Here is a 22,603-nt window from a genome sequence, read left to right as displayed (position 1 = left end):
GGAGAACCCAGCTATGTCGTCTGAAGTCTCTATGCACCCTGCCCAGAAGCTATCCAAGCGTGGCTTGCGCCTCGCCGGACTTGTGGTCGCTGTTGTGCTGATCGCGGTTGTGGTGATCGGCCTGATCACCCGCGCCACGCAGGCCAGCAACCTCAAAACCTGGACGCAGGAACAAGCTGTACCCACGGTCAGTGTGATTACACCGGAGCCGGGCTCGAAAGGGCCGGTGCTGGATCTGCCCGGACGTCTGGAAGCCTACGTACGCGCACCGATCTACGCGCAGGTCAGCGGCTACCTGAAAGATTGGAAGACCGACATCGGTGCGCCAGTGAAAGCCGGCGAACTGCTTGGCGAAATCTCCACGCCGGAAATCGATCAGCAATTGCTGCAAGCACGTGCGGACTTGGCGAGCGCCAAGGCCAACGCGGACCTGGCCGCGATCACCGCCAAACGCTGGCAGGCCATGCTGGGCAGCGATTCGGTCGCGCAGCAGGATGTGGATCAGCGCACCGGTGACTACGCAGCGAAAGTCGCGCTGATGAATGCAGCGCAAGCCAACGTCGATCGCCTGGAAGCCACCAAGGCATTCGCGCGCCTGGTCGCGCCGTTCGACGGCGTGGTCACCGCGCGTGACACCGACGTCGGCGCGCTGATCAACTCAGGCGGCGGCACGGGTCCCGAACTGTTCGTGGTGTCCGATATCCACAAGCTGCGCGTCTACGTGCAGGTGCCGCAGGCTTATGGTCCGTCGATCCGCCCAGGCAGCGATGCCGTGCTGATGGTGCCGGAATATCCGGGCCGCGAGTTCCATGCGCAGGTGATCGCGACGTCGAATGCCGTCAATGCCAGCTCCGGCACCACGCTGGTGCAGCTGATGGTCGACAACGCTGACAGCAAGCTCATGCCGGGCAGCTTTGCGCACGTGCGCTTCAGCTTGCCGGTCGACACCGCGGCGCTTCGCGTACCGGCCAGTTCGCTGATCTTCGACAACGCCGGTTTGCGCGTGGCGACAGTCGATGGCGACAACAAAATCGCATTCAAGACGGTCAGCATCATGTTCGACTACGGCAAGACGGTCGAAATCGGTTCCGGTCTCACCTCCGGCGATCGCGTGATCGACAGCCCGCCGGATGGCATCAAGAACGGCGACGCAGTGAAGATTGCCAGCGACAACGCAACGGCCAAGCCTCATGAAAAAGCTTGAGTTAGCACTTTCCATCGCGCTGGGCGTGGCGTTGGGCGGCTGCTCGCTGGCGCCGGCCTACAAAACACCGGTGACGCCTCAGGCACAGGCTTATCGCGACGTCGGGCCGTGGGTGAGCGCCGAACCTTCTGATCATCTGCCCCGCGATCATTGGTGGCAGTTGTACAGCGATCCGCAGCTCGATCAGTTACAGACCCAACTGCTGGCAAACAATACCGATCTGGCCGTCGCGCTGGCGCATTATCAGCAGGCGCAGGCCTATAGCGCTGAAGCGCGTTCGGAATTGTTCCCGCAAGTGGGCGTCAATGCCGGCGCCCAGCGCCAACGCGAATCGGATACCGCTCCGCACTATGCAGCGCCGGGCGAATACAACACCTATGCCGTTGGCGTGCAGGCCAGCTACGAAGTCGACCTGTGGGGCCAAGTGCGCAACACGGTCGAAGCCGGCCGTGACAATGCGCTGGCGGCGCAGGCGGATCTCGCTTCGGTACAGCTGAGCTTGCAGGCGCAACTTGCCGACGCGTACATGCAATTGCGCGGCTATGACCAGCAGATCGCCTTGCTGCAGGAAACCATCGAGGCCTATCAGAAAGCCTTGAAGCTGACGCAGACGCTGCATGCAGGCGGCATTGTGTCCGGCCTCGATGTATCGCGCGCGCAGACGCAGCTGTCCGACGCGCGTTCACAGTGGTCGCAGACGGTGGCGCAGCGTGTGCTGATGCAGGACCAGATCGCGGTGCTTGTCGGCGAAAATGCATCCAGCTTCAACCTGCCGGCGGATACGTCGGCGATCGCCATACCGGTGATCCCACTCGACGTGCCATCGAGCCTCTTGCAGCGCCGTCCGGATGTGGCTGGTGCCGAACGCCGTGTGGCAGCGGCCAATGCGGGCATCGGTGTCGCGCGTGCGGCGTGGTTCCCGTCGTTGACGCTCGGTGCACAAGGTGGCTTCGAAAGCACCGGTTGGGCCAATCTGCTCACCGCGCCCAATCGCATCTGGGCGCTGGGTCCGCAGCTTGCCTACGATCTGTTTGACGGCGGCTATCGCAAAGCCACCATTGCGGCAGCGAAAGCAAAAACCGACGAAGCCGGCGCGACTTATCGCGGTGTGGTCCTTGGGGCTTTCCAGCAGGTACAGGACAACCTCGCGTTGCTCGACCACCTGGGCACGGCCAGCGTCAACCAGAAAGATGCTTCAGACGCCGCACAGCACGCGCTCGACTTGTCGATGACGCAGTACAAACACGGTGCAGTCAGCTACCTGGATGTCGTCACCGCACAGACCACCGCGCTGCAAGAGAAGCGTGGTCTGCTGCAACTGGATACCCAGCGCCTGCGCGCTAGCGTGCAACTGATCCGGGCATTGGGCGGTGGCTGGTCGGCCGACCAGCTTGCGCGCAAGTAGGCTTCATGCAGAAATAGGCAAAAGCCCGAGGAATCACGCATGAGCACGAAGCCGACCGCCGAGACGACGATCGACAAGGAAGGCGTCAACGAAACGCCCGCTTCCCCAGGCGCCATGCACCGTCCCGGTCATAGCGCACTGGATACCGAAGACGTTGCCGCACACGACGAGCTGCAACATGAAGCGGCGTTGCGCGATTCCAGCCTGCGCGTTCCGCGCTGATACCACCTAAGCGTTCTTGATCCAGCGCCCCGTTGATGCCCGGGGCGCGGTCGCACGCATCCCGTTTCGGAAAGCGTTCCCCACGGTTGTCATCAGATTGCCGCATTAACGGCGCAACACTCGCCGCCACGCTGCGCCAGGCCGAATTCCGGCAGTCCGCGGTTTGATCTGATGGGGCGGGAGGGCAGGATGAAGATCCTGGTGGTGGAAGACGATCATGAAACCGCGAGCTATCTGAGGACCAGCCTGTCCAGCGCAGGCCAGTTGGTCGATTGCGCCGTCGACGGCGCGATGGGCTGGCAGATGGCCATGAACGGTGAATACGACCTGCTCGTGGTCGATCGCATGCTGCCGCATACAGACGGCATCTCCCTGGTGCGCAACTTGCGCCAGCGGGGAAAGCAGATGCCCGTATTGATGCTGTCCGCGCTAGGCGAAGCCGATTCGCGCGTGGAGGGACTTGAAGCCGGTGCGGACGATTACCTTGGCAAGCCCTTCGCGCTCAACGAGCTCAAGGCACGCGTCGGTGCGCTCGCACGCAGACCGCCCTTAGCCGATCTGTCCACGCGGCTAAGCGTGGGCGATCTGCACATGAACCTGATCAGCCGGGAAGTCTGCCGTGACGGGCAGGTCATCGAACTGCAACCGCGCGAATTCCGTTTGCTGGAATACCTGATGATGCAGGCGGGCAAAGTCGTCACGCGTTCCATGCTGCTGGAACACGTGTGGGAATTCCATTTCGATCCGCAGACGAGTCTGGTGGAAACGCATATCAGCCGTCTGCGCGCCAAGATTGACCGCGGTTACGGCGTGGCTTTGTTGCACACTATTCGCGGAACGGGGTATTGCCTGCGTGCGCCCGATTAATTTCATACAGACGGCAACGTTTCGCGTCGCCGCGCTGCAAGCGTTGCTGTTCGCGATCGTAGTCGCTGCACTGTTCGGATTGGTATGGCGTGAGATTCACACTTACGTTGCCGATCAGCTTCGCACCGCCGTGGAAGTGGAAACGGCCAGCCTGCGAGAAGCTGCGCGCGTGGGCGAGCTGGAGTCGCAGATTCGCCAGCGGGTGAACGTATTGCCGGTGGGGCCGGACTATGTACTGCTGTCCGATGCGAACGGACAGCGGATCGCCGGCAACCTCCTCTATCGGCCGACCGAGCCAGGGTGGCAACGCGTACCGTTTCACGGCGCCCACGGTCGCCACAAGGGACATGCACATCAAGTTGATCTCTACGTCACGCCGCTTGGTGACGGCAGATGGCTCACCGTCGGACGGGATAATCGCGATATCGGCGAACTCGACGAAAATCTGGCACGCTATTTCTACTTCAGCGTTGGCTTTGCCATGTTGTTTGCCTTGCTATCGGGTGGCATTGCGGGCCATTTCTTCATCAAGAACGTCGATCGGCTCAGCAGCTGGGCCGAACGCATTGTGACTGGCGAAGCGCCGGGGCCTTTGCGTCCTCAGCGTGGCGGCGTGGAGTTTGCACGGTTGGCCGGACGCCTCAATCGCATTCTCGAGCGCGTCCACACGTTGATGGAAAACATGCGGCAGGTGTCGAACGACATTGCGCATGACTTGCGAACGCCGCTTACGCGACTGCGACAGCGATTGGAATCGGCCACCACCGCAGAACAAGATGCCGCCACTCAGCGCATCGCGATCGAACAATCGATCCATGAAGTCGACAATGTGCTGGCAACCTTCGGCGCATTGTTGCGTATCTCGCGCATCCAGGCACGCGAGCGGCAGGCGGGTTTCGCGTCCGTGGATCTGTCTGAATTGTTCGTATCGATGGCAGAAGTCTATGGACCTGTCGCCGAGGAAACTGGTCACGCCGTCAATGCCAGCGTGCAGCCCGGCGTGGCTTTCAAAGGCGATCGCGCGCTGCTCACGCAGATGCTGTCCAACTTGATCGAAAACGCGATTCACCACACGCCGGCCGGAACCTGCATCACCGTGTCGCTGAACGGATCTGAGAGTGGTGCCGTGGGATGCGTCGCGGATGATGGGCCTGGCATTCCCGTCCACGAGCACAAACGCGTATTCGACCGTTTCGTTCGCCTGGACAGCAGCCGCACGTCACCAGGCAGCGGCTTGGGATTGGCCCTGGTTGCCGCCATTGCCGACCTGCATCGTGTTCCCCTCGCGCTGTCCGATCGTCAGCCAGGACTGGCCGTGCAGATGCAATTCGCATGATGGCGAAACATCTTGCGCCGCCGTTCATCGCGCTGTTGCCTTAAAGCTTACCGATTCGTATGCAAGCTGCATTCTGACTGTCATGCCCGAAATCTAACGTGCCCCGAACAGAGGCAGGTACCAACAGGCCTGCCGTCATCTCAACGATTCGAGGGTGCGGGACATGTCACTGGCGCAAGCGTGCAGGCTTGGATTGGGCTTGATGGTACTTGCCTTGCCGTTAATGGCGAGTGCTGCCGATACGGTCGCCTTGAGCGGGCATGTCGAAATGGCCGCAGATCACAAACCGGTGGCCGGCGTGCGCATCGAAGTGCGGGGAACGCGTGCGGCCACCACTACGGATGCACACGGTAACTATGTGCTGCCCAACCTGGCGCCTGGTGTGTATACGCTGATCGTGAACATCAAGGGACAGCGACCGCTGCTGCGCAAGATCACGATCGAAGGCAACAATCCCGCTGTGGAAGACTTCGCGCTGGGCGCGGCCGTGAAGTCTCTGGATCAGATCAACGTCACAGCGCCTACCACCGCGGATGCGCAAGCGCGCGCCTTGCAGCAGCAGGCGCCGAACATGATCTTCGTGCAGCCGGCGGCAGCTATCGAACGCCTGCCGGATGTCAACGCTGGCGAAGCAGTACGTCGCTTGCCAGGCATTTCACTGGAAACGGATACGGGTGAAGGCCGCTTCGTGAATATCCGCGGTCTGGACGCGGACCTCAACAGCACGACGTTCGACGGCGTGCGCCTGATGCCCAGCAACGTGTCCACGCCAACCGGTGGTGGACGGGCGGTGGCCTTCGATTCGATTCCGTCGGGATTGGTCGGCGCCATCACGGTGACCAATACCAATTTGCCCGAACAGGATGCCGAAGCGCTTGGCGGCACGATCGAGATCACCTCCAAAAGCATACCAAAGGATCGCGATCAATTTCTCGATCTGCAACTCGGCACCGGTCTGGAAAATCTCCGTGATACGCCGGTGAAGGATTACGAGATGACCGGCGGCCTGCGCTTCGGCCCCAGCGCGAACTACAAGCCCTTCAGCTTCATCTACACCATGAATTATTACCAGGATCGTCGCGGCATCGACGACCTGGAAGAAAGCTACGTGGATCAGCAGGGGGCCGGTGTGCCGGACAAAGCCTTCGCCGATTTGAATCAACGCTATTACAACTACCAGCGCACCCGTCACGGCTACGGTTTCGAGTTCGACTATCAGCCCGATGACGACAACAAGTGGTACGCACGTTATTTCGACGCTGGCTACACCGAGTCGAAGAACGTGCAGAAGTTGTATTTGGAATTCGCCGGCGCGCCGGTCGTCAATCCCAACAATCCGAATGGATTGATCGACGATGCAACCTATGAGAAAGCATCGACGCTGGAAAAGGAAATGATCGACTCGCGCGTGGCGATGATCGGCGGCAAGAACAACTTCGGCAGCTGGCGCACGGACTACAACTTCGCCTTGTCGATTGGTTCGTACAACAAACCTTTCGACTACGGCAGCACCTTTACCAACAGTTCGCCCAACCCCGCGAATCCGGATGGTTCAGGCCAGTCCATCGTCGCCTACGACAACATCAGCAATCCGAACTACCCGACTTATTCGGTGGTGCAGGGACAGAATCCGGCCAGTCCGCAAGGCTATGCGCTGACCGATTTCAGCAACGGCACCGAGCATGACCATGACATGGAGTACAGCGCGGCGGACAACGTCACCATTCCGACTTCGCTGTTTACCCAGAACGATGACGAGTACGTCAAATTCGGCGTGAGCGCGCGGTTGCGCAACCGCAATAACAGCCAGACCAATTTCGACTACGTGCCGCCGGCCGATGCCTTGTCGGCGTATACCACCGGCCAGCCGGTCACCTATTACGATGGCTCGTACAACAACGGCTACAACATCAACACCCAGTCGATCGTCAATCAGTTCAACACGAATCCGGCGCTGTTTACCGAGAACACGGCCAGCGACGTCCTCGCTAATCTGCAGGCTTACGGGCACGACAGCGAAAACATCTACGCAGGCTACTTCGAATACGAATTCCAGCCATTCGACAAGCTGAGCCTGCTGGGTGGCGCCCGCTATGAGCAGACCGACGCCCAGTACGAAGGCCTGAACATCATCACCAGCAACGGTAATCTGGTCAGCGCATCGCCCAATATCATCACGCGCGACTACGGCAACCTGTTTCCCAGCCTGCAGGCGCGCTACGCGTTTGATGCCGACCTGATCATGCGCGCCGTCTATTCCAAGACCGTCGCACGGCCGGGCTTTCAGCAGATCACGCCATCCACGCAGATCGATGACGTCAACGACACGGTCACCGAGGGCAATCCGACCCTGAAGCCGACCTATAGCGACAACTTCGACCTGTCGCTGGAGTATTACCTGCCTGAAGGCGGCCTCGCCTACGCCGGCCTGTTCGACAAGCAGCTCACCAATTACATCGTACAGACCGGCAATATCGAGACCCTCACCAATCCGGTTGGCGCGCTGGATGTGTTCTCGCCAGGCACGCAGGTGACTTTCAGCAGCTTCGAGAACATCTCCTCCGCGTTCGCACGCGGTGCGCAATTGGTGTACGTCGACCGATTCCGCTGGCTGCCGGGCGCGCTGAGCGGGCTAGGCGTCAATGCCAACTACACCTATGTGGATTCGCGTATCGAGATTCATCCCGGTGTGTATTCGCTGTTGCCTTCGACGTCACGGGATACGGCCAATCTGACGCTGACCTACGACTACATGGGCCTGCGCATCGACCTGGGTGCCTACTACGAAAGCAAGAACCTGTTCACCGTTGGCAGCCCGCTGTACACCAACGCGAATGGCACGCCGTCCAGCATCTACGCGGATCAATATTCATCCGCGCGCACGTCGCTGGATTTCGGCGCCAGCTATGCGTTGAACGAGACCATCTCGTTTTACTTCGGGGCCAAGAACTTGACCAACACCAAGCTGCGCTTCACTGAAACGGCGGCCAACGACCGCCCGGTCCAGCGTGAGTTCTACGATCAGACCTTCACGGCGGGCATCCGCCTCCATTTCTAAGCATTTGTTTCCGGTGCCTCCGCGCCGCTTGCCGGGCGGATTTGTCTCCGTTCCCGGCAAGCGGTGGCGGCGGTTTTAGCCGACACGCATGCCTATCTGCACTTCCAACAAAAAGGACGACAACATGAAGCGAGCTCTGCCCATCATTATCGGCGCATTGGTTATTTCCACAGCATGCTCGGCTGCGTCACTGGCGGCAAATTACGGCGTGCTGCAGCGCTATCCCTTGGGTGGGGCAGGCAAGTGGGATTATCTGACGCTGGATGCGAATGGGCAGCGGCTCTACATCGCACGAGGCAACCGCGTGATGGTGATGGACACGCAGACGGGAAAACTCGCCGGCGAGGTCACCGGTGCAAACGGCGCGCATCGTGTGGTGATCGTGCCGGAGCAGCATCGTGGTTACGTCAGCAATGGGCATGCCGATAGCGTGATGCCGATGGACTTGGCGACGCTCAAGCCTCTTCCAGCTATCGCAATCAGTGGCAAGGATCCCGATGCGATGCTGTTCGACAAGGCATCGGCCAAGCTTTGGACCTTCAATGGGCATAGCAACAATGCCAGTGTCATCGATCCCGTCTCTGAAAAAGAAACAGCGACGGTCGCGTTGCCGGGCAAGCCGGAATTTGCAGTGACCGATGACAGCGGGCATATCTATGTCAACCTGGAAAACACGTCCCAGATTGCGGACATCGACGTAAAGCTCGGCAAAGTGGTGAACACCTGGTCACTGGCGCCGTGTGACGGTCCGACGGGCTTGGCGATCGATCTCAAGCATCGCCGCCTGTTCTCCGCTTGCGCCAACCAAAAGTTGGTCGTGCTGGATGCGGATGACGGGCATCGTGTGGCTTCGTTGCCCATCGGGAGTGATCCGGATGCGGCGGCCTACGACAGCGTCTCGGGCACGATATTCAGTTCGAATGCCGATGGCAGCCTCACCGTAATCCGCCAGGATGATGCCGATCACTACGCAGTGGTGGCGAATGTTGCCACCGCCAAGGGCGCCCGCACGATGGCGGTGGATAGCCAGCAACATAAGGTGTATCTGGCCGCACCGGACGTCACGGTCAACGGGCAAGGCACGTTTGGCGTACTCGTCGTTGGCACACATTGATTGCATGAAGGTCGACCGGAGATCGATGCGCATGACTTTCTGCTTGCGTCTACCACAGCTACTTTGCGCCCTTGCCGTATTGCTCGGATGTTGCAGCGCTGCTGCCGGCGAGCAGCCGGAGCAGAGCGATCTGCAATGGGTCCTGGTGCTTAGCCGTCACGGTGTACGTTCGCCTACCGCGCAGCCCGGAGCGCTCGATGCCTTCGCGACCAAGCCTTGGCCCGCGTGGCCGGTGCCGCCGGGTTATCTGACACCACACGGCAAGCAATTGATGCGCATCATGGGTGCTTGGTATCGCGACTACTATGCGAACGCCGGGTTACTTCCCATCCAAGGCTGCTTGCCGAACAACACGCTGTTTGTGTTGGCCGATGATGAGCAGCGCACGTTGGAATCGGCGCGTGGCCTGATGATGGGTTTCGAGCCAGGTTGCGACGTCGACATTCGTGCGTCGCCCAAAAAAGGACCGCAAGCCTTGTTCGCTCACGACTTCTCGCAGGCGACCGACGAGGATCGTGCGCTCGCCGCAGCGGCCGTGCTTGGGCGCATCGGCGGCGATCCCAGCCGACTTGCACTCGCAAACGCCAGTTCGCTGGAGTTGATGCAGCAGACCCTGTTCGGTTGTCAGCCAACGGCGTGTGATCCTTCGCTGGTCAAAGACAGGAAGTGGCTGAAAAATCAGGCTTCATCGATTTCACCAGCGCAAGACGATGGATTGCTGAGCATCAAATCCCCGCTGCATAACGCCAGCACGTTCGCCGAAAACTTCTATCTGGAATACACCGAAGGCATGCCCATGTCAGACGTGGCATGGGGGCGCATCACACCCGCGCAGCTGGGACAGCTGATTGCCTTGCACAGTCTCTACAGCGATATCAGCCTGCGTACGCCCGAGGTGGCGAGCGCGTACGCCAGTGATCTGGCCGAGGGGATACTGGCAACGCTGCAACAAGCTGCGGGTGCGGACATATCGAACAAGGCCATAGGTCCGGCGAAAGCGAAGATTGTTTTTCTCGTCGGCCATGACACCAACATCGAAACCCTGGCAGGCATGCTGGATTTGCATTGGTTGCTACCCGAGCAGCCGGCCGATCCGACATCGCCGGGTGGTGCGCTGGTCTTCGAGCTGCGGCACAGAAAACAAAGCGGTCAATATGTCGTGCGTGCCTACTACGTCGCCCAAAGCATGGATCAGATGCGCAATACGACGACCCTTGATCGGGCGCATCCACCCTCGATGGCACCGATTTTTATTCCCGGCTGCAGCGACGCGAGTGCTGGTTATGACTGCCCGCTCGACCGGTTGAGCGATCTTGTGCAGCAGCGTAGCGGATTAACGAAAAGCCACTGACCGGGCAACGCTATCCGCGCAAGAAGGCTCAGTGCGCCGCACCGCCAAGCTTCAGATCCGCCTGCAACATGATCTCCCTGCCGTACACGTTGTAATTCTCAACGTTGTAATAAGGATAGGTGGTATAGGTCGGATCGACCGGGGGCATCTTGTTGGCGATGTTGTTGAGCAGCAGCGAGAACTCAAGGTTGCGCGTGGGCCGGTAGCTCACGCTGCCATTGAAAGTGATCCACGGAGGCAGAGGCCCCGCGCCTGGTGTGCCCGGTCCATTGATCTGTGCGGCATAGTTCGGCGAAGGGCCGTAGCGGTGGCCGTACACGGTGCTGGTCCAATAGCCACCCGGGCTGGTCCAGGTCACGCTGCCACTGACCGCGCTCTTGAATTCGGTGCTGTACAACGGATTGGCCAGCAGGTTGATGGGTGGCTGGCCGGGCGCAATCTGGTAGGTGTGCCCCAGCATGTCGTTGTAATCGAGTTGCACGACGAAGCTGCCGATATGCAAAGGCGTGAAGCGATAACGCGCGCTGCTGATGAACGAACGGATCGTTTCGTCAGTGAGGTTGGCGTAATACGTCGTCACATCGTTGACCGGACCATTGTTGGTCATGCGCTGCACTTGGCCGATGGCTGCCCTGCACTCGGCTGAATCAGCATTGAGCTGGCCGAGCAGGCATTGCGCGTCCGTGTGCATAAGCAGGTCGAGGTCCTGCTGCACCACTTCATCGCGGATAGCCATATGCAGATAGTCGACACTGATACTGAAACCATCCAACGGTGACCATACCGAGCCCAGCGACCAGTTCTGCGCTGAGGTGGGTTGTAGTTGGGGATTGGCCAGCGTTATGCCTTTCACGTAGTACTGATACTTGCTGCCGCAAGTGGCACTGTGCGCCTGCGCGCATGCGTAGTAATCGGTGATCTGCGCGTAGTAATCGGTGGGTCCGAGAAAGATGGAAGCAAGATCCGGCGCCTTGAACGCCGTGTTGTAGCTGCCACGGAACAGCAAGCTGTCGAGCGGGCGAAACTCGATGCCGATCTTGTACGTGAACTTATGATTGTCACTGCCCTCGTCCAACGCGTAGTGGTCGTAACGTCCCGACAAATCGAGCGTCAGCGATTTCAACAGTGGCAGGTTTAACTCGAACGCTGAAGCAGCGTGCGAACGTTGACCGCCGCCGCCGGTACCGGCATGTTGGAATACCTCGTTCTGTGCAAGCAGCGGATCGACCGGTTGATACCACGCTTCGCCACCTGCTTCGATGATGGCCGCAAAGCCTGCATCGCCACCGGGCAGTGCGAACAGCGAAGCGTTGCTGAGCGTAGCGCGTGTGTCGTTGATCCAGGTGTTGCTGAATTCGTTGAGGTTTTGACTGAAGCTGTTGTATTGCGCGGTCGTCACCGGCTGGAAAAACGCCTGGTAGTTTGGGTTGTAAAGCTGCACACCGCTCGCGGGGTCGGTACCCAGTTGTGGTCCAAGGATACGGCTGAAAAACCGATCGACCGACGTGCTGATCCACAATGGCTCCACCACGTCGGTGCGATCGCCGGAGCGCACGTAATAGATATCCCAGTTCCAGCCGGATTCTCCCAACTGGCCACTGGCACCGATGTCGGCCTGATAAAGCAGATCCTGCTGCCGATACATCTGTTCCACCAAGCCGCCGGGCATTTCCTCGGGCGCGAAAGTTTTCACCAGCTTGAGAATGTCGCCGCTGGTCGCGTCTTCGATAGACCCATGGGGATAATCGGCCGGCGTCCAAGTGGGCAAGCCGGGATACCAACGCTGCTGCTGCCAGTCCAGCAGGGCGTCTGCATAAAGCCGCAGGGAATCGCTGACCCGGTAGTCGAGCTTCAGCATGCCGTCGTAGCTGCGAGCCTGATTGCTGTAGGTGACATAGCCCACCTGCTTGTTCGAGCCGCAATATTGGCCGGGCAGGGGGCTGGTGTTGTTGATCAGCGTGGTGGTGCCGCCGAACAGGCGTGTGTCGCAGCCTGCGGGTGGATCGAGATAACTCAACGGATAGCCGGTGAATGCGCTGCTGCCAAAGGTGCCGTAATTGAGAATCTGCGCCTGGACGTTGGGCGCGGTGCTGCCGGCCGGACCCGAATTGCTGCCGATGGTCAGTGGGCGTTGAAAACCCCAGATTGGCGATGCATTGTCGAACTCGCCTGCGGTGAGCACACGCAGTGCGCCGAAATCATGACCGTACGCAAAGCTCAGGCGCTGGTTGGCACCGCCGCCATCCGAATATCCCCCCGCGCGCACTGATATCTCGCCACCGTCCAGATGCTCGCGGGTCACAATATTGATGACGCCGCCAATGGCTTGCGAGCCGTAGATCGACGAGGCGCCGCCCGGCATCACGTCGATATGATCGATCATGCTGATCGGCAGATTGGAAATGTTGGTGAAGTTGTTGGTGCCGTTGTATAGCGGTCCGAAATTCGCCAGCGGCTTGCCATCAACCAAAATCAGCGCGAACTCAGGGCTGAGGCCGAACAGGCTGACCGTCTGCGCGCCCTGGGTAAACGTGCCCGCGTATTGCGGTCCTTGCACCGAGCCGGTGGCGAGCACCGAGCTTTGCAGTACGTCGGAGATGTTGTTGAAGCCACGCGCCTTGATCTCGTCGGCCGTGATTGTGTAAGTGGGCGTTGCGGTCTGGATCGCGGCGTTGCCGATCAGCGAGCCGCTGACATTTACGGGACGGAGTGTCTGCGTAGGGATAGCGACAGAAGTTTCGACAACCGCCGGTCTGGCAGCGGGTGGATGAAAGGTGGGTGACCGTTGCAGCACGAAGGTGGTGGCATTCACCGTCGTCCAGGTCACGCCTGTTCCGGCCAGCAGCTGCCGCAGCGCATCGCCGGGGGCGAAGCGGCCGGACACACCACCAGTGACCTTACCCTCGGCCAGTTCCGGTGCATAGACGAGTTGGATGTTGCCTTCCGCAGCAAACGCGTCCAGTGCGTCGCGCAGGTTGCCTGGGCGGATGGCATACGTATGCAGCGCAGCGGGCGTATCGTAAGCCCGCGCGTACGGCGCCGCCCCCGTCAGGCATGCAGCGGAAAGCACCCACGGGGTGACGCCCGCACAACGGACGGTGCGGCAAAGCAGATATCCGCGCGCACCGGCGTCTTGCACGACCTTACGCCAGAACGTGCGCACAAGCCTTGGACGAATACCGCCCAACATGCTTAGCTGCTGCCTCCCATCTTTCCCCAGCGGTGTGCCCCTGTCATCTCGATGCCTGCTGTCTCGCCGGCTTGGGTCGATCATAGGGCATGCCCATACGCCCTTTCCAAATAAAAAAAGCCCGGCCATGACAGCCGGGCTTTGTACTCCATGGCACGCGTCCCTGCGCGCCTGAAAAAGCATATGCTTAGAACGTCAGGCTCCAGTTGTTGAGCGTGCCGTAGTCACCGTAGTACTCCGGATCGTTGTCGATCACCTTCAGCTTCCACGTACCGTTGGCGGATATCGAGGAGGCGTTCACCGTCCAGGTGGTGTTGATGTTGCCATCGTTGTCATAGTCCGGGTTCTGCAGCACGGCATAGGCGCCGTTCGGAGCGATGATTTCGACGGTCAGGTCGCCCGACCAGTTGTGCGTGATGCTGGCGTGCACCTTCAGGTTTGACGGCGCATTGCCCGATACCCCGGTCACCGCGATGCTGCTGGTGATAGTGGCGTTGTCGTTGATCACCACGGATTTGTTGCTACTGAACACGCCGTTGCTGCTGCCGCCGCCACTGCTGGTGCTGGTCACCGTGACCGACCCGGTCTTGGTGTTGGCCGCACCGGTGCTGTCAGTCACCGTCAGGGTGACCGTGTAAGTACCTGCGGCTGCATAGGTGTGGCTGGGGCTGGCCGAGGTCGAGGTGCTGCTGTCACCAAAATTCCAGGCATAGGAACTGATGGTGCCGCCGGTATCGGTGGAGCTGTTGCTGAAGTTCACCGTCAGGCCGCTCACTGTATCGGTGAAGTTGGCGACCGGGTTGCCCGTCGTGGGCGTGGTGCCACCGCCGCCGGTGCTGCCGGAGCCGCCCCAATACTTGGTGACATAAGCGCTGAGCTTGCTGATATCCAGGCTGCCCCAGCCGGTGGTGTTGTCGTAGCCCGTGGCGGCGTTGTAACCGTAGCCGTTGTAACCGTTGTTGCCCGAGGTCACGTCATGCAGCGGCGTGGTGTCCTTGGGGAAGTAGGTGTACATGTTCTGGGTCGGCAGTCCGAGCGAATTGTTGTTGGCCGATTCGATACGTGCCCAGATGCCCACGAACAGCGGCGAAGCCAGACTTGTGCCGCCAACCTGCTGGTTGGCCTGGCCGTTGATGACAATCAACGCGCCGGTGCTGGAAGCGGCATCGAACGCCACGTCCGGCAATTCGCGCTTGGTCACCGAGGAGCCAAGGGCCGAGGTCTGCCACGTCGGCGCTGTTTCGAACAGGCTGATGCCGCCGCCGGTTGCCCACAGGCGCTCGTTGTCGTCTGGCGTGCCGTTGTTGTTCTGGCCTTGCGGATCGATCTGCGCCAGACCTTCGTTCCACACCGTTTCACCAGCCCAGGTGGTGGTGTTGGTGGTGCTCAGCGTGGTGCCGCCGACAGCGACCACATCCGGCGAACTGGCCGGTTCGCTCACGCCGTAATGGCTGAGATTGATTTCCACCGTGCCGCTGGAATTGGCGACATAGCCGGGTGCGCTTTCGGTCGGATCGCTCGACCACTGGTACACGCCCGCATCACCCGCAGCGACCGAGAAGATCTGGCCCTGCGCCACGGCCTGCGCGAACGCCTTGTCGTCGGCCGCCTGCGTGCCGGAGTTGTTCGCCGCGGTTTCGTCTTCGCCCAGCGAGACGTTGATGATCTTGGCAACGTTATCCGTCACCGCCTTGTTGTAGGCCGCGGTGATGTTCGCGTCGGTGAGCTGGCTGTCCTGGGCATCGCCGTTGATCGCGGCGTAGAAAATCAGCTGCTTCACGCCGCCGGACACGCCGATGATGTCCTGGCTGTCCAGATCCCACTCCGACGGATCGCCATCATTGGCCAGCGTGCCACTGCCACCGGCGACGGTCGAGGTGTTCACCGTGGCTAGGTTGTTGTTGCTGGTGAACGTGTTCAGGTCGGAAATGGTCTGGGACATGTCGCCCCAGGTGATGATGCCGACCACCGTATTCGAAGCGGTCGACGTGCTGCCTGCGTCGTAGATCGACGCGAAGTCCGTCGGGTTGTGGCCCACTTGCGTGCCAGACGCCTGCGCCTTGGCGGCGTCGCTGCTGATGCGATGGGACATCACATGCGGACGCGCGTAATCCTGCAGACCGAGCACGCCATCGACGATGCCACCCAGCGTCTGCGGCACGGTCACGTCGGATGCGTTGGCAAAGTGCGCCTTGCCCTTGTAGCTGAAGGTCTTCATGTTGGCGTTGAACGCCGCATTCGCGCTCGATGCCGTACCGTCGGCCGACACCAGCATGTTGTTTGACGCCACCTTGATGTTGGTGAAGCCGGATGCTTTCAGGTGCGCCACCACGACTTGGACCTGTGCATCGGTCGGCGCGTACTTCGCCTTGAACTGAGCAGGCGTCAGGAACTGGTGATAGCTGGCGCTGCCAGGCTGGTTCACGGCTTGCAGAAAGCTCTGCAAATCATCCACGTTGCGCAGGTTCAAGCTGACTTCCACGTGCAGCTTCCTGCTCTGTTCCAACGGCATGATCTGCGAGGCCTCGATCGATGGATGACCCGTCATCACCAGCGTGGAAAATTTGCTGCCGTTGTTGTTTTGAATGCCCGCGTGCGTGCGGGTCGATACCCAGGTATCGCCGGCATGTGCCGACAACGAAACCAGCGCCAGCGACAGTGCTGCTGGCAAAAGCAATTTACGATTCCCCGAAAAACCAAAACGACTCGACATGAGTGAACTCCCTTGTTTGGGGACAAACGAACCCTATGCGGCTCGAAAGCCCCATGCGTTAGTGTTGGCCGCTGTCATGCGGCCTCTTGAATCACTGCGTGTCTAGCGACCCTCGAAGCTGCTCAGCGAACGACGTCCCCTACGATCCCTGTCCGTCGCATGCGCTGCGGTGTCGCTGATGAGTAAGACGCAAATGTTTGCGAAAACCCCACCTGCGAGTGGTGACGGATTTCATTTTTGTGCGGTCATTCGTGAAATCGCACGGTCGTCTCGCTGCGGAGAGCATTTCGAGAAACTGCATATGTCCTCAGTGTCATTCCGGCCTCCGCCGGAATGACACTGAGGTAAGTGGAGTCTTTGGTTGGCTTAACGCAGCAACTGAATCTGTGTGCCGTTGATTCGCTGTGCGCGAATCGACCAACCTTGCTGCAGCAACAGCAACAACGTCTGCTGATCACTGGTACGGAAAACACCGCTGACACGGATGTTCGCCAGCGAAGCATCGCCAAGCTGCAGCTTGGTGTTGCTGTAGCGATTCATTTCGGCAATCAGGTCAGCCAGACGCCAGTTGTGGACAAACAGCTGGCCGCTGGTCCAGCCATGTGCTTGCTGCATGTCCACCGCGTGTATCGGGGTGATCTGCCCGTTTGCATCGTAGGAAAGCCCCTGGCCGCCCACCAACGAAGCATCCTGCGTGCCGCCATTGGGGGCTTGTGCCGCGATGGCGAGCTTGCCCTTGAGCAGTGCGACATCGGTCACCTCATCATCAAGGCGAACCTGGAACTGCGTGCCGACCGCAGTCACTGTGCCGGCACCCGCATGGACGACGAATGGCCACGCATGGTTTCCTTGCACGGAGAATTGCGCTTGCCCGCGCAACAGGTCGACGCGGCGCGTGCGTTCGCTATAGCGCACCACGACCTTGGTATCCGTATCGAGCAGGATGGATGAGCCATCCGCCAGCGTGACGGTCTGCTCCTGACCGGCAACCGTTGCGTACGCGGTGCCGGCCGGGTCCGCCGGCGCCCCCAGCCAACGCGGTAGTGCGACCGCCAGAAGCAGCGCGGCAAAGCCAGCGGCCAGGGCGGGAACAAACCAACGCTTTCGCGCACGTACCTGCGGCTCCGGCTGCAATGCGCGCTTCGCCGCCGCCATCACCGCCGGATCCTTGATCGCATCCTCGCTCTGCTTCCACAGCAACTGGATCTCGCGATAGGCGGCGGCGTGCTCCGGATCGGCTGCGCGCCAGCGCTCGAATGCTTCCCGCTGTTCGGCAGGGCAGTCAGGTTCAAGCAAGCGCACGAACCAGTGTTCGGCCTCGTCATACGAGCCTAGCGTGATGTCCCTGTTTGTCTGCCGCCTGTCCATGTTCATTAAAACGGTTCTTCCGACGAATCTCCTACCTTGCGCCTCAGCTGGGCCAGTGCGGTAGCGAGATGTTTTTCCACCATTTTCACCGAAATGCCGCAGCGCTCGGCGATCTGCGCATGACTCAGGTCATGCGCGCGCTTGAGCAAGTACACCCGCTGGCACTTGGGAGGGAGCTCCAGGATGGCCTTGGACAGGCGGGCAACCTGCTGCTCATAAACCGCACGTTGCTCTGGTGTGTGCTCGGTGGCGGCAATATCCAGCGCATCCAGTGCGACGTGTTCCTTGCGGTGATGGGTCAGGGAAACCCGAAACTGGTCATGCGCCACGTTCACCGCAATGCGATACAGCAACTGCTTCCAGGCCGACGGCGGCTCCGATTCGCGGTAGCGCAGCAGTTTGGCCATGCTCTCCTGCGCCGCGTCCTCTGCATCCTGCTCGGATGCCGTCCGGGCGCGCAAAAACTGCACCAGTCCACGAAACTGGCTGCGGATAAACGCATCGAAATTCTGTGCATTGGCGCGTACATCGAGGGCCGGAGACTCCGGCAACGGAACGATCGACGCACTCTCCCGTTTGTTCTCCATCCCCAGCTATTCACCCTCACCGCACCCGGTCGAATGTGCAGCAAAAGGCGGCCGTATGCAATGAATCTGTCATAGGGCTGGCGAACTTTCCGCAGGAGAGCATTCAGGCGCGCAGGGTTACCGTCAGTTTGTCGCAAGCGAGCTTGCCTCGGTCGTGGCTGCCCATTCGTGTGGCGCAGCGACACCAAATCATGGATGGAATTGCCTGTGATGACGGATATAGCCGCGGACGATTGCTTTGTTTAAACAATGATATTCGTGCTGGCGCGGGCTTCATCATCGGCAAAAAAGCTGTCACAGATTTCGGTGCAAGCTACGCAACAGCCATGACGCGAGCAGGTTCTTACCGTGAAGTTCTCCGAACAACTCGATCGCATTGACCTTGCCAGCCTGGAACGGGTTGCGGAGGGCCGGTCGTCGACCGTGCCGGACCCGCTGGCAGATCGTCTGCTTGCGCTGGGATTGGTGCAGAAAGCAGAAGACCGTGCCCTGCAACTGACGAGTGTCGGACTCTCCCTGATCCATTCCAGCGATCAGTAAGTAGCGGGAGCCGCCAAGGCCCTGTACAGGAATTTGCGAATGAGATAGATTCTCATTTGTTGCGCCACCAGCCACGGTAGCGCTTTACCCCGGACGCATGTCCGCACGGCCGCCAGCACCAGGCGCATTCCCCGCGCCGCCTTTGCCAGCAACGCCGCGTGTCATCACGCATAGGCAAAGGAACACATACATATGCTGCGCTTCACCCCGCTGGCCGCTTTTATCGCGGCAGCTTTGACGCTTTCCGTACAAGCCGCCGACGCGCCGTCGACGCCCGTGCCATCCCAGGACAACACCACCCAGTTGCCGGGCGTGCAGGTCTCGGCGTCCACGCCTTCGGTACTGTTGAACGTGCCGGGCACCACCACGGTGATCGGCCGGCAGCAGATGGATCGGCACCTGGTGACCAACATCCGCGATCTGGTGCAGTACGAGCCGGGTGTATCGGCCATTGGTACGGCAGGACGCTTCGGCCTGGATAGCTTCAACATCCGTGGCCTGTCGGGCAATCGCACGCGCATCGAGATCGATGGTGTATCGCTGCCGGATTCGTTCGGTGCGGATGTGGCGGGTGGAAGCTTCCGTGCGGGGCGCAATTTCCTCGATCTGGATGAGATCAAGCAGGTCGAGATTGTGCGCGGTCCGTCATCGGCGCTTTATCCCTCCGATGCGCTGGGAGGCGTGGTCAGCCTGATCACCAAAGATCCGGCCGACTATCTGCGCCCTGGCAAAGATGTCTACACCTCATTGAAAGAACAGTACGACGGCGCGGATCGCAGCTTCGCCACCACCGCGACCATGGCCGGCGGCGATCAGCGCAACGGCATCCTGTTCGTGTTCAACCATCGCGCTGGTCATGAAACCGAGGACATGGGCGATGTCGGTGGTGTCGGCAACACGCGCACGCGCGCCGATCCGCAAACCTACGATCTGAACAGTTTCCTCGGCAAGTACGTGCACACCGCCGATAGCGGACGTACGGACCGTTTCATTGTCGATGGTTCGCAGACGCGCACGCGCACCGATGGCTTATCGGAGCTGGTGCCAGCGTATGGCGTGACGCCGGCTTACTACAACTCGCAGGATGAGAACATGCGCGTGCGCGCCAGTGTGGGGCAGTGGTTCCCGCAACTGAACAGCGTGCTGGCCGATACGCTGGATTGGAACGCGTATTGGCAGAAAAGCCTCACGCGCACGCATACCCAGACCACCTACGGACCGATCGACCGCTATTTCGACAGTTTGCCGCTGCAGGAAAAAGTATTCGGCGGAAAATTGGTGGCGACCAAGCATCTTGGCGACACCGGTCCCGTCAGCCAGACGATCAGCTACGGCGTCGAGTTGTCGCGCACTACCGCGCAGTCCAACGTGGATGGTTACGGCATCAATACGCTGACCGGCGCAACCGGCAGCAGCGACGCCTTCATGCCCGGCAACTACCCTTTGCACCTGATCCCGGACAGCGCGACGTATCGCTACTCGGTCTTCGGGCAGGACGAGATCAGCCTGTTTGGTGACCACTTGCTTATCACGCCCGGCGTTCGCGCTGATCGCTACGAATACAAGCCGGACAACGACGCGTTGTATCTGAAGTACAACAACGGCTTCGTACAGAACAATTTCGAGCAGAACCATGTCTCGCCCAAACTCGGTGTGATCTGGCGCTTCACCGATGCACTCAGCGCTTACGCCAATTTCGATTACGGCTTCCGCCCGCCGCTCTACAGCGAAATCGCTGGCGCGTGGAACGAGCAGCCGGTGGCAGGCATCAACATCGCCTATCTGCCCAATCCCAATCTGCGGTCGGAAACGAGCCGCGGGGCGGAGTTTGGTGTGCGTGGCAAGAGTGACGTCGGCTGGTTCAATGTCGATGGCTATTACAACGCGTATCGCAACTTCATCTGGTCCGGTTACGCACTTGCGCCGAGCGCGGTACCTGCGTGGGCGTATCAGATCTCACCGGGTGCGTTCTACAACGAGTTCTTCCAGGCGGTGAACGCGCGCAAAGCCTATATCAAAGGCTTTGAAGCGACGGGTGCGCTGCAGCTGGGACATTTCAGTGATGTGCTGAAGGGCTGGTCGTTGAAGGGCAGTGCCGCGGTGGCGACGGGCCGGCTTATCCAGCCGGGTGATACCGGTTACACCCCGCTCAATACGGTCGATCCGGCCAAGCTTGTCGCGGGCGTGAGTTACGACGCGGACAACTGGGGCGCCGAGTTGATCGGCACAGCCGTGCGTCGACACACCGGCCTGAGTGATCCGACCATTTTTCGGCCACCTGGTTACGGCAAGCTCGATCTCTACGCACACTACTCGCCTACCGATTATCTGGATCTCTACGCAGGCATCAGCAACCTCACCAATCGCAAGTATTGGGACTGGGGCAACCTCAACAGCGGTGCACTGGGCAACTTGATCAGTGGAAACGGCTTGAACGATGCCGGCACCGGCGGCCTGCCCGCGGATCGTTTCACCATGCCCGGTCGCACGTTCAGTCTCGCCGCTCGCATCGCCTATTGAGTAAGGAAGGAGTGACTCATGTCGAACGAATCGTCATCCGTGCATGCCATCGCCATGCCGGTACTGGAAGTGCGCGAAGCGTGGCAACGCCTGCGCGAAAGCGAGCCCAACTTGCGCGCACGCGATCTGGCTGAATGCATCGGCGTCAGCGAAGGCGAAGTGGTGGCAAGCCGCTGCGGTGAAGGCGTCACACGCCTGCAAGGTCCGTGGCCCGACCTGCTGCGCGCGTTGCCGGCGTTGGGGCGCGTGATGGTATTGACACGCAATGACAGCTGCGTGCACGAAAAGAAAGGCACGTTTGCGAACATCGAGATCGGTGGATCGATGGGCGTGGTGCTGGATCAAGCCATCGACCTGCGCCTGTTCCTGACTCGCTGGAAACATGGTTTCGCCGTACAGGAAACATCGCGCGGCCGCCTGTTGCACAGCCTGCAGTTCTTCGATGCCGATGGACAGGCTGTGCACAAGATCTACCGTACCGACGATAGCGACATCGCAGCGTGGGACAGTCTGATCGGGCGTTACAGCGCCGCCGTGCAATCGCCGTTGCTCGAGCTTGCCGCGGTGGATGATCCACTGCCGCAATTACGGCAGGATCATGAAGTGGATGCGCCATCTCTGCGTGAAGATTGGCGTGCCATGCGTGATCCGCACGATTTCTTCGCCTTGCTGAGGAAACATCACGTCACCCGCACGCAGGCCTTGCGCGTCGCCGGTGCCGAGTTCGCGCAGCGCGTCGACAATCAGGCGATTGGTACAGTGCTGGAAAGTGCGGCAGCAAGCGGCTTGCCCATCATGGTTTTCGTCGGCTCGCCCGGTGTGGTGCAGATCCACACAGGGCCGGTGCATACCATCAAGCGCGTGGGTCCGTGGCTCAACGTGATGGACATGGATTTCAACCTGCATCTGCGCGAAGACCATGTCGCCGAGAGCTGGGTCGTGCGCAAGCCGACACCGGAAGGCCCGGTCACGTCGCTGGATCTTTACGATACCCGCGGCAGACAGATCCTGCAGATCTTTGGCAAGCGCAAGCCCGGCATCCCGGAATTGAAAGCCTGGCGCGCACTGGCGGACAGCTTGCCCAGAATGGAGCGCACTAATGCGTAAGCAATGCTACGAATCTCCCTT

The 22,603-nt window shown here is 60.3% G+C and carries 15 protein-coding genes; 11 read left to right on the top strand and 4 right to left on the bottom strand.

The features are described from left to right. The first annotated feature begins 13 nt into the window (after positions 1-13). The 8 genes from ISN74_RS20000 (at position 14) to ISN74_RS19965 (ending at position 10,557) form a co-directional block, all read left to right on the top strand. Complete coding sequence (locus tag ISN74_RS20000; RefSeq protein WP_188795761.1) at positions 14-1,204, top strand: efflux RND transporter periplasmic adaptor subunit; 1,191 nt, start codon at positions 14-16, stop codon at positions 1,202-1,204. Further along, on the top strand, positions 1,191-2,609 hold the full coding sequence (locus ISN74_RS19995; RefSeq protein WP_188795760.1) for an efflux transporter outer membrane subunit: 1,419 nt from the start codon (positions 1,191-1,193) through the stop codon (positions 2,607-2,609). The genes ISN74_RS20000 and ISN74_RS19995 overlap by 14 nt, the downstream gene beginning before the upstream one ends. Positions 2,610-2,648: 39 nt before the next feature. Continuing rightward, on the top strand, positions 2,649-2,831 hold the full coding sequence (locus ISN74_RS19990) for a hypothetical protein (RefSeq protein ID WP_188795758.1): 183 nt from the start codon (positions 2,649-2,651) through the stop codon (positions 2,829-2,831). A 189-nt stretch (positions 2,832-3,020) separates the two neighbouring features. Next, positions 3,021-3,698, top strand: a complete 678-nt coding sequence (locus ISN74_RS19985) for a response regulator transcription factor (RefSeq protein WP_188795756.1) — start codon at positions 3,021-3,023, stop codon at positions 3,696-3,698. Next, the gene (locus tag ISN74_RS19980; protein WP_188795754.1) at positions 3,685-5,034 is read left to right on the top strand and encodes a sensor histidine kinase; all 1,350 of its coding nucleotides are present in this window, start codon (positions 3,685-3,687) and stop codon (positions 5,032-5,034) included. The genes ISN74_RS19985 and ISN74_RS19980 overlap by 14 nt, the downstream gene beginning before the upstream one ends. Before the next feature lie 163 nt (positions 5,035-5,197). Next, positions 5,198-8,092, top strand: a complete 2,895-nt coding sequence (locus ISN74_RS19975) for a TonB-dependent receptor (RefSeq protein ID WP_188795752.1) — start codon at positions 5,198-5,200, stop codon at positions 8,090-8,092. 124 nt (positions 8,093-8,216) lie between these two features. Continuing rightward, positions 8,217-9,206 (top strand): YncE family protein, encoded by a 990-nt coding sequence (locus ISN74_RS19970; protein ID WP_188795751.1) that lies wholly within the window; start codon positions 8,217-8,219, stop codon positions 9,204-9,206. Positions 9,207-9,237: 31 nt separating this feature from the next. After that, positions 9,238-10,557 carry a histidine-type phosphatase gene (locus ISN74_RS19965; protein WP_188795749.1) on the top strand — a complete coding sequence of 440 codons (1,320 nt, stop codon included), beginning with the start codon at positions 9,238-9,240 and terminating at the stop codon, positions 10,555-10,557. Positions 10,558-10,585: 28 nt separating this feature from the next. On the opposite strand, the gene ISN74_RS19960 is transcribed toward ISN74_RS19965, so the two are convergent. From ISN74_RS19960 to ISN74_RS19945, 4 genes are all read right to left on the bottom strand, one after another. Further along, on the bottom strand, positions 10,586-13,747 hold the full coding sequence (locus ISN74_RS19960; protein ID WP_188795747.1) for a TonB-dependent receptor: 3,162 nt from the start codon (positions 13,745-13,747) through the stop codon (positions 10,586-10,588). Positions 13,748-13,934: 187 nt separating this feature from the next. Beyond that, positions 13,935-16,460 carry a protease pro-enzyme activation domain-containing protein gene (locus ISN74_RS21260; protein WP_188795745.1) on the bottom strand — a complete coding sequence of 842 codons (2,526 nt, stop codon included), beginning with the start codon at positions 16,458-16,460 and terminating at the stop codon, positions 13,935-13,937. Between the two features lie 366 nt (positions 16,461-16,826). Further along, entirely contained in the window at positions 16,827-17,834 is a 1,008-nt protein-coding gene (locus ISN74_RS19950; RefSeq protein WP_188795736.1) for a FecR family protein, read from the bottom strand. After that, positions 17,834-18,415 (bottom strand): RNA polymerase sigma factor, encoded by a 582-nt coding sequence (locus ISN74_RS19945; RefSeq protein WP_188795734.1) that lies wholly within the window; start codon positions 18,413-18,415, stop codon positions 17,834-17,836. The genes ISN74_RS19950 and ISN74_RS19945 overlap by 1 nt, the downstream gene beginning before the upstream one ends. 348 nt (positions 18,416-18,763) lie before the next feature. Between ISN74_RS19945 and ISN74_RS19940 the strand changes: the two genes are divergently transcribed. The 3 genes from ISN74_RS19940 (at position 18,764) to ISN74_RS19930 (ending at position 22,582) form a co-directional block, all read left to right on the top strand. After that, positions 18,764-18,955 (top strand): hypothetical protein, encoded by a 192-nt coding sequence (locus tag ISN74_RS19940; RefSeq protein ID WP_188795731.1) that lies wholly within the window; start codon positions 18,764-18,766, stop codon positions 18,953-18,955. Positions 18,956-19,147: 192 nt separating this feature from the next. Beyond that, positions 19,148-21,475, top strand: coding sequence for a TonB-dependent hemoglobin/transferrin/lactoferrin family receptor (locus tag ISN74_RS19935; protein WP_188795729.1), 2,328 nt, complete (start codon positions 19,148-19,150; stop codon positions 21,473-21,475). Between the two features lie 18 nt (positions 21,476-21,493). Beyond that, positions 21,494-22,582 carry a hemin-degrading factor gene (locus tag ISN74_RS19930; RefSeq protein ID WP_188795721.1) on the top strand — a complete coding sequence of 363 codons (1,089 nt, stop codon included), beginning with the start codon at positions 21,494-21,496 and terminating at the stop codon, positions 22,580-22,582. The last annotated feature ends 21 nt before the right edge of the window (positions 22,583-22,603 follow it).

The sequence above is a fragment of the Dyella caseinilytica genome, assembly GCF_016865235.1.
GTDB lineage: Bacteria > Pseudomonadota > Gammaproteobacteria > Xanthomonadales > Rhodanobacteraceae > Dyella_B > Dyella_B caseinilytica.
This window is presented reverse-complemented; position numbering and strand designations above follow the sequence as displayed.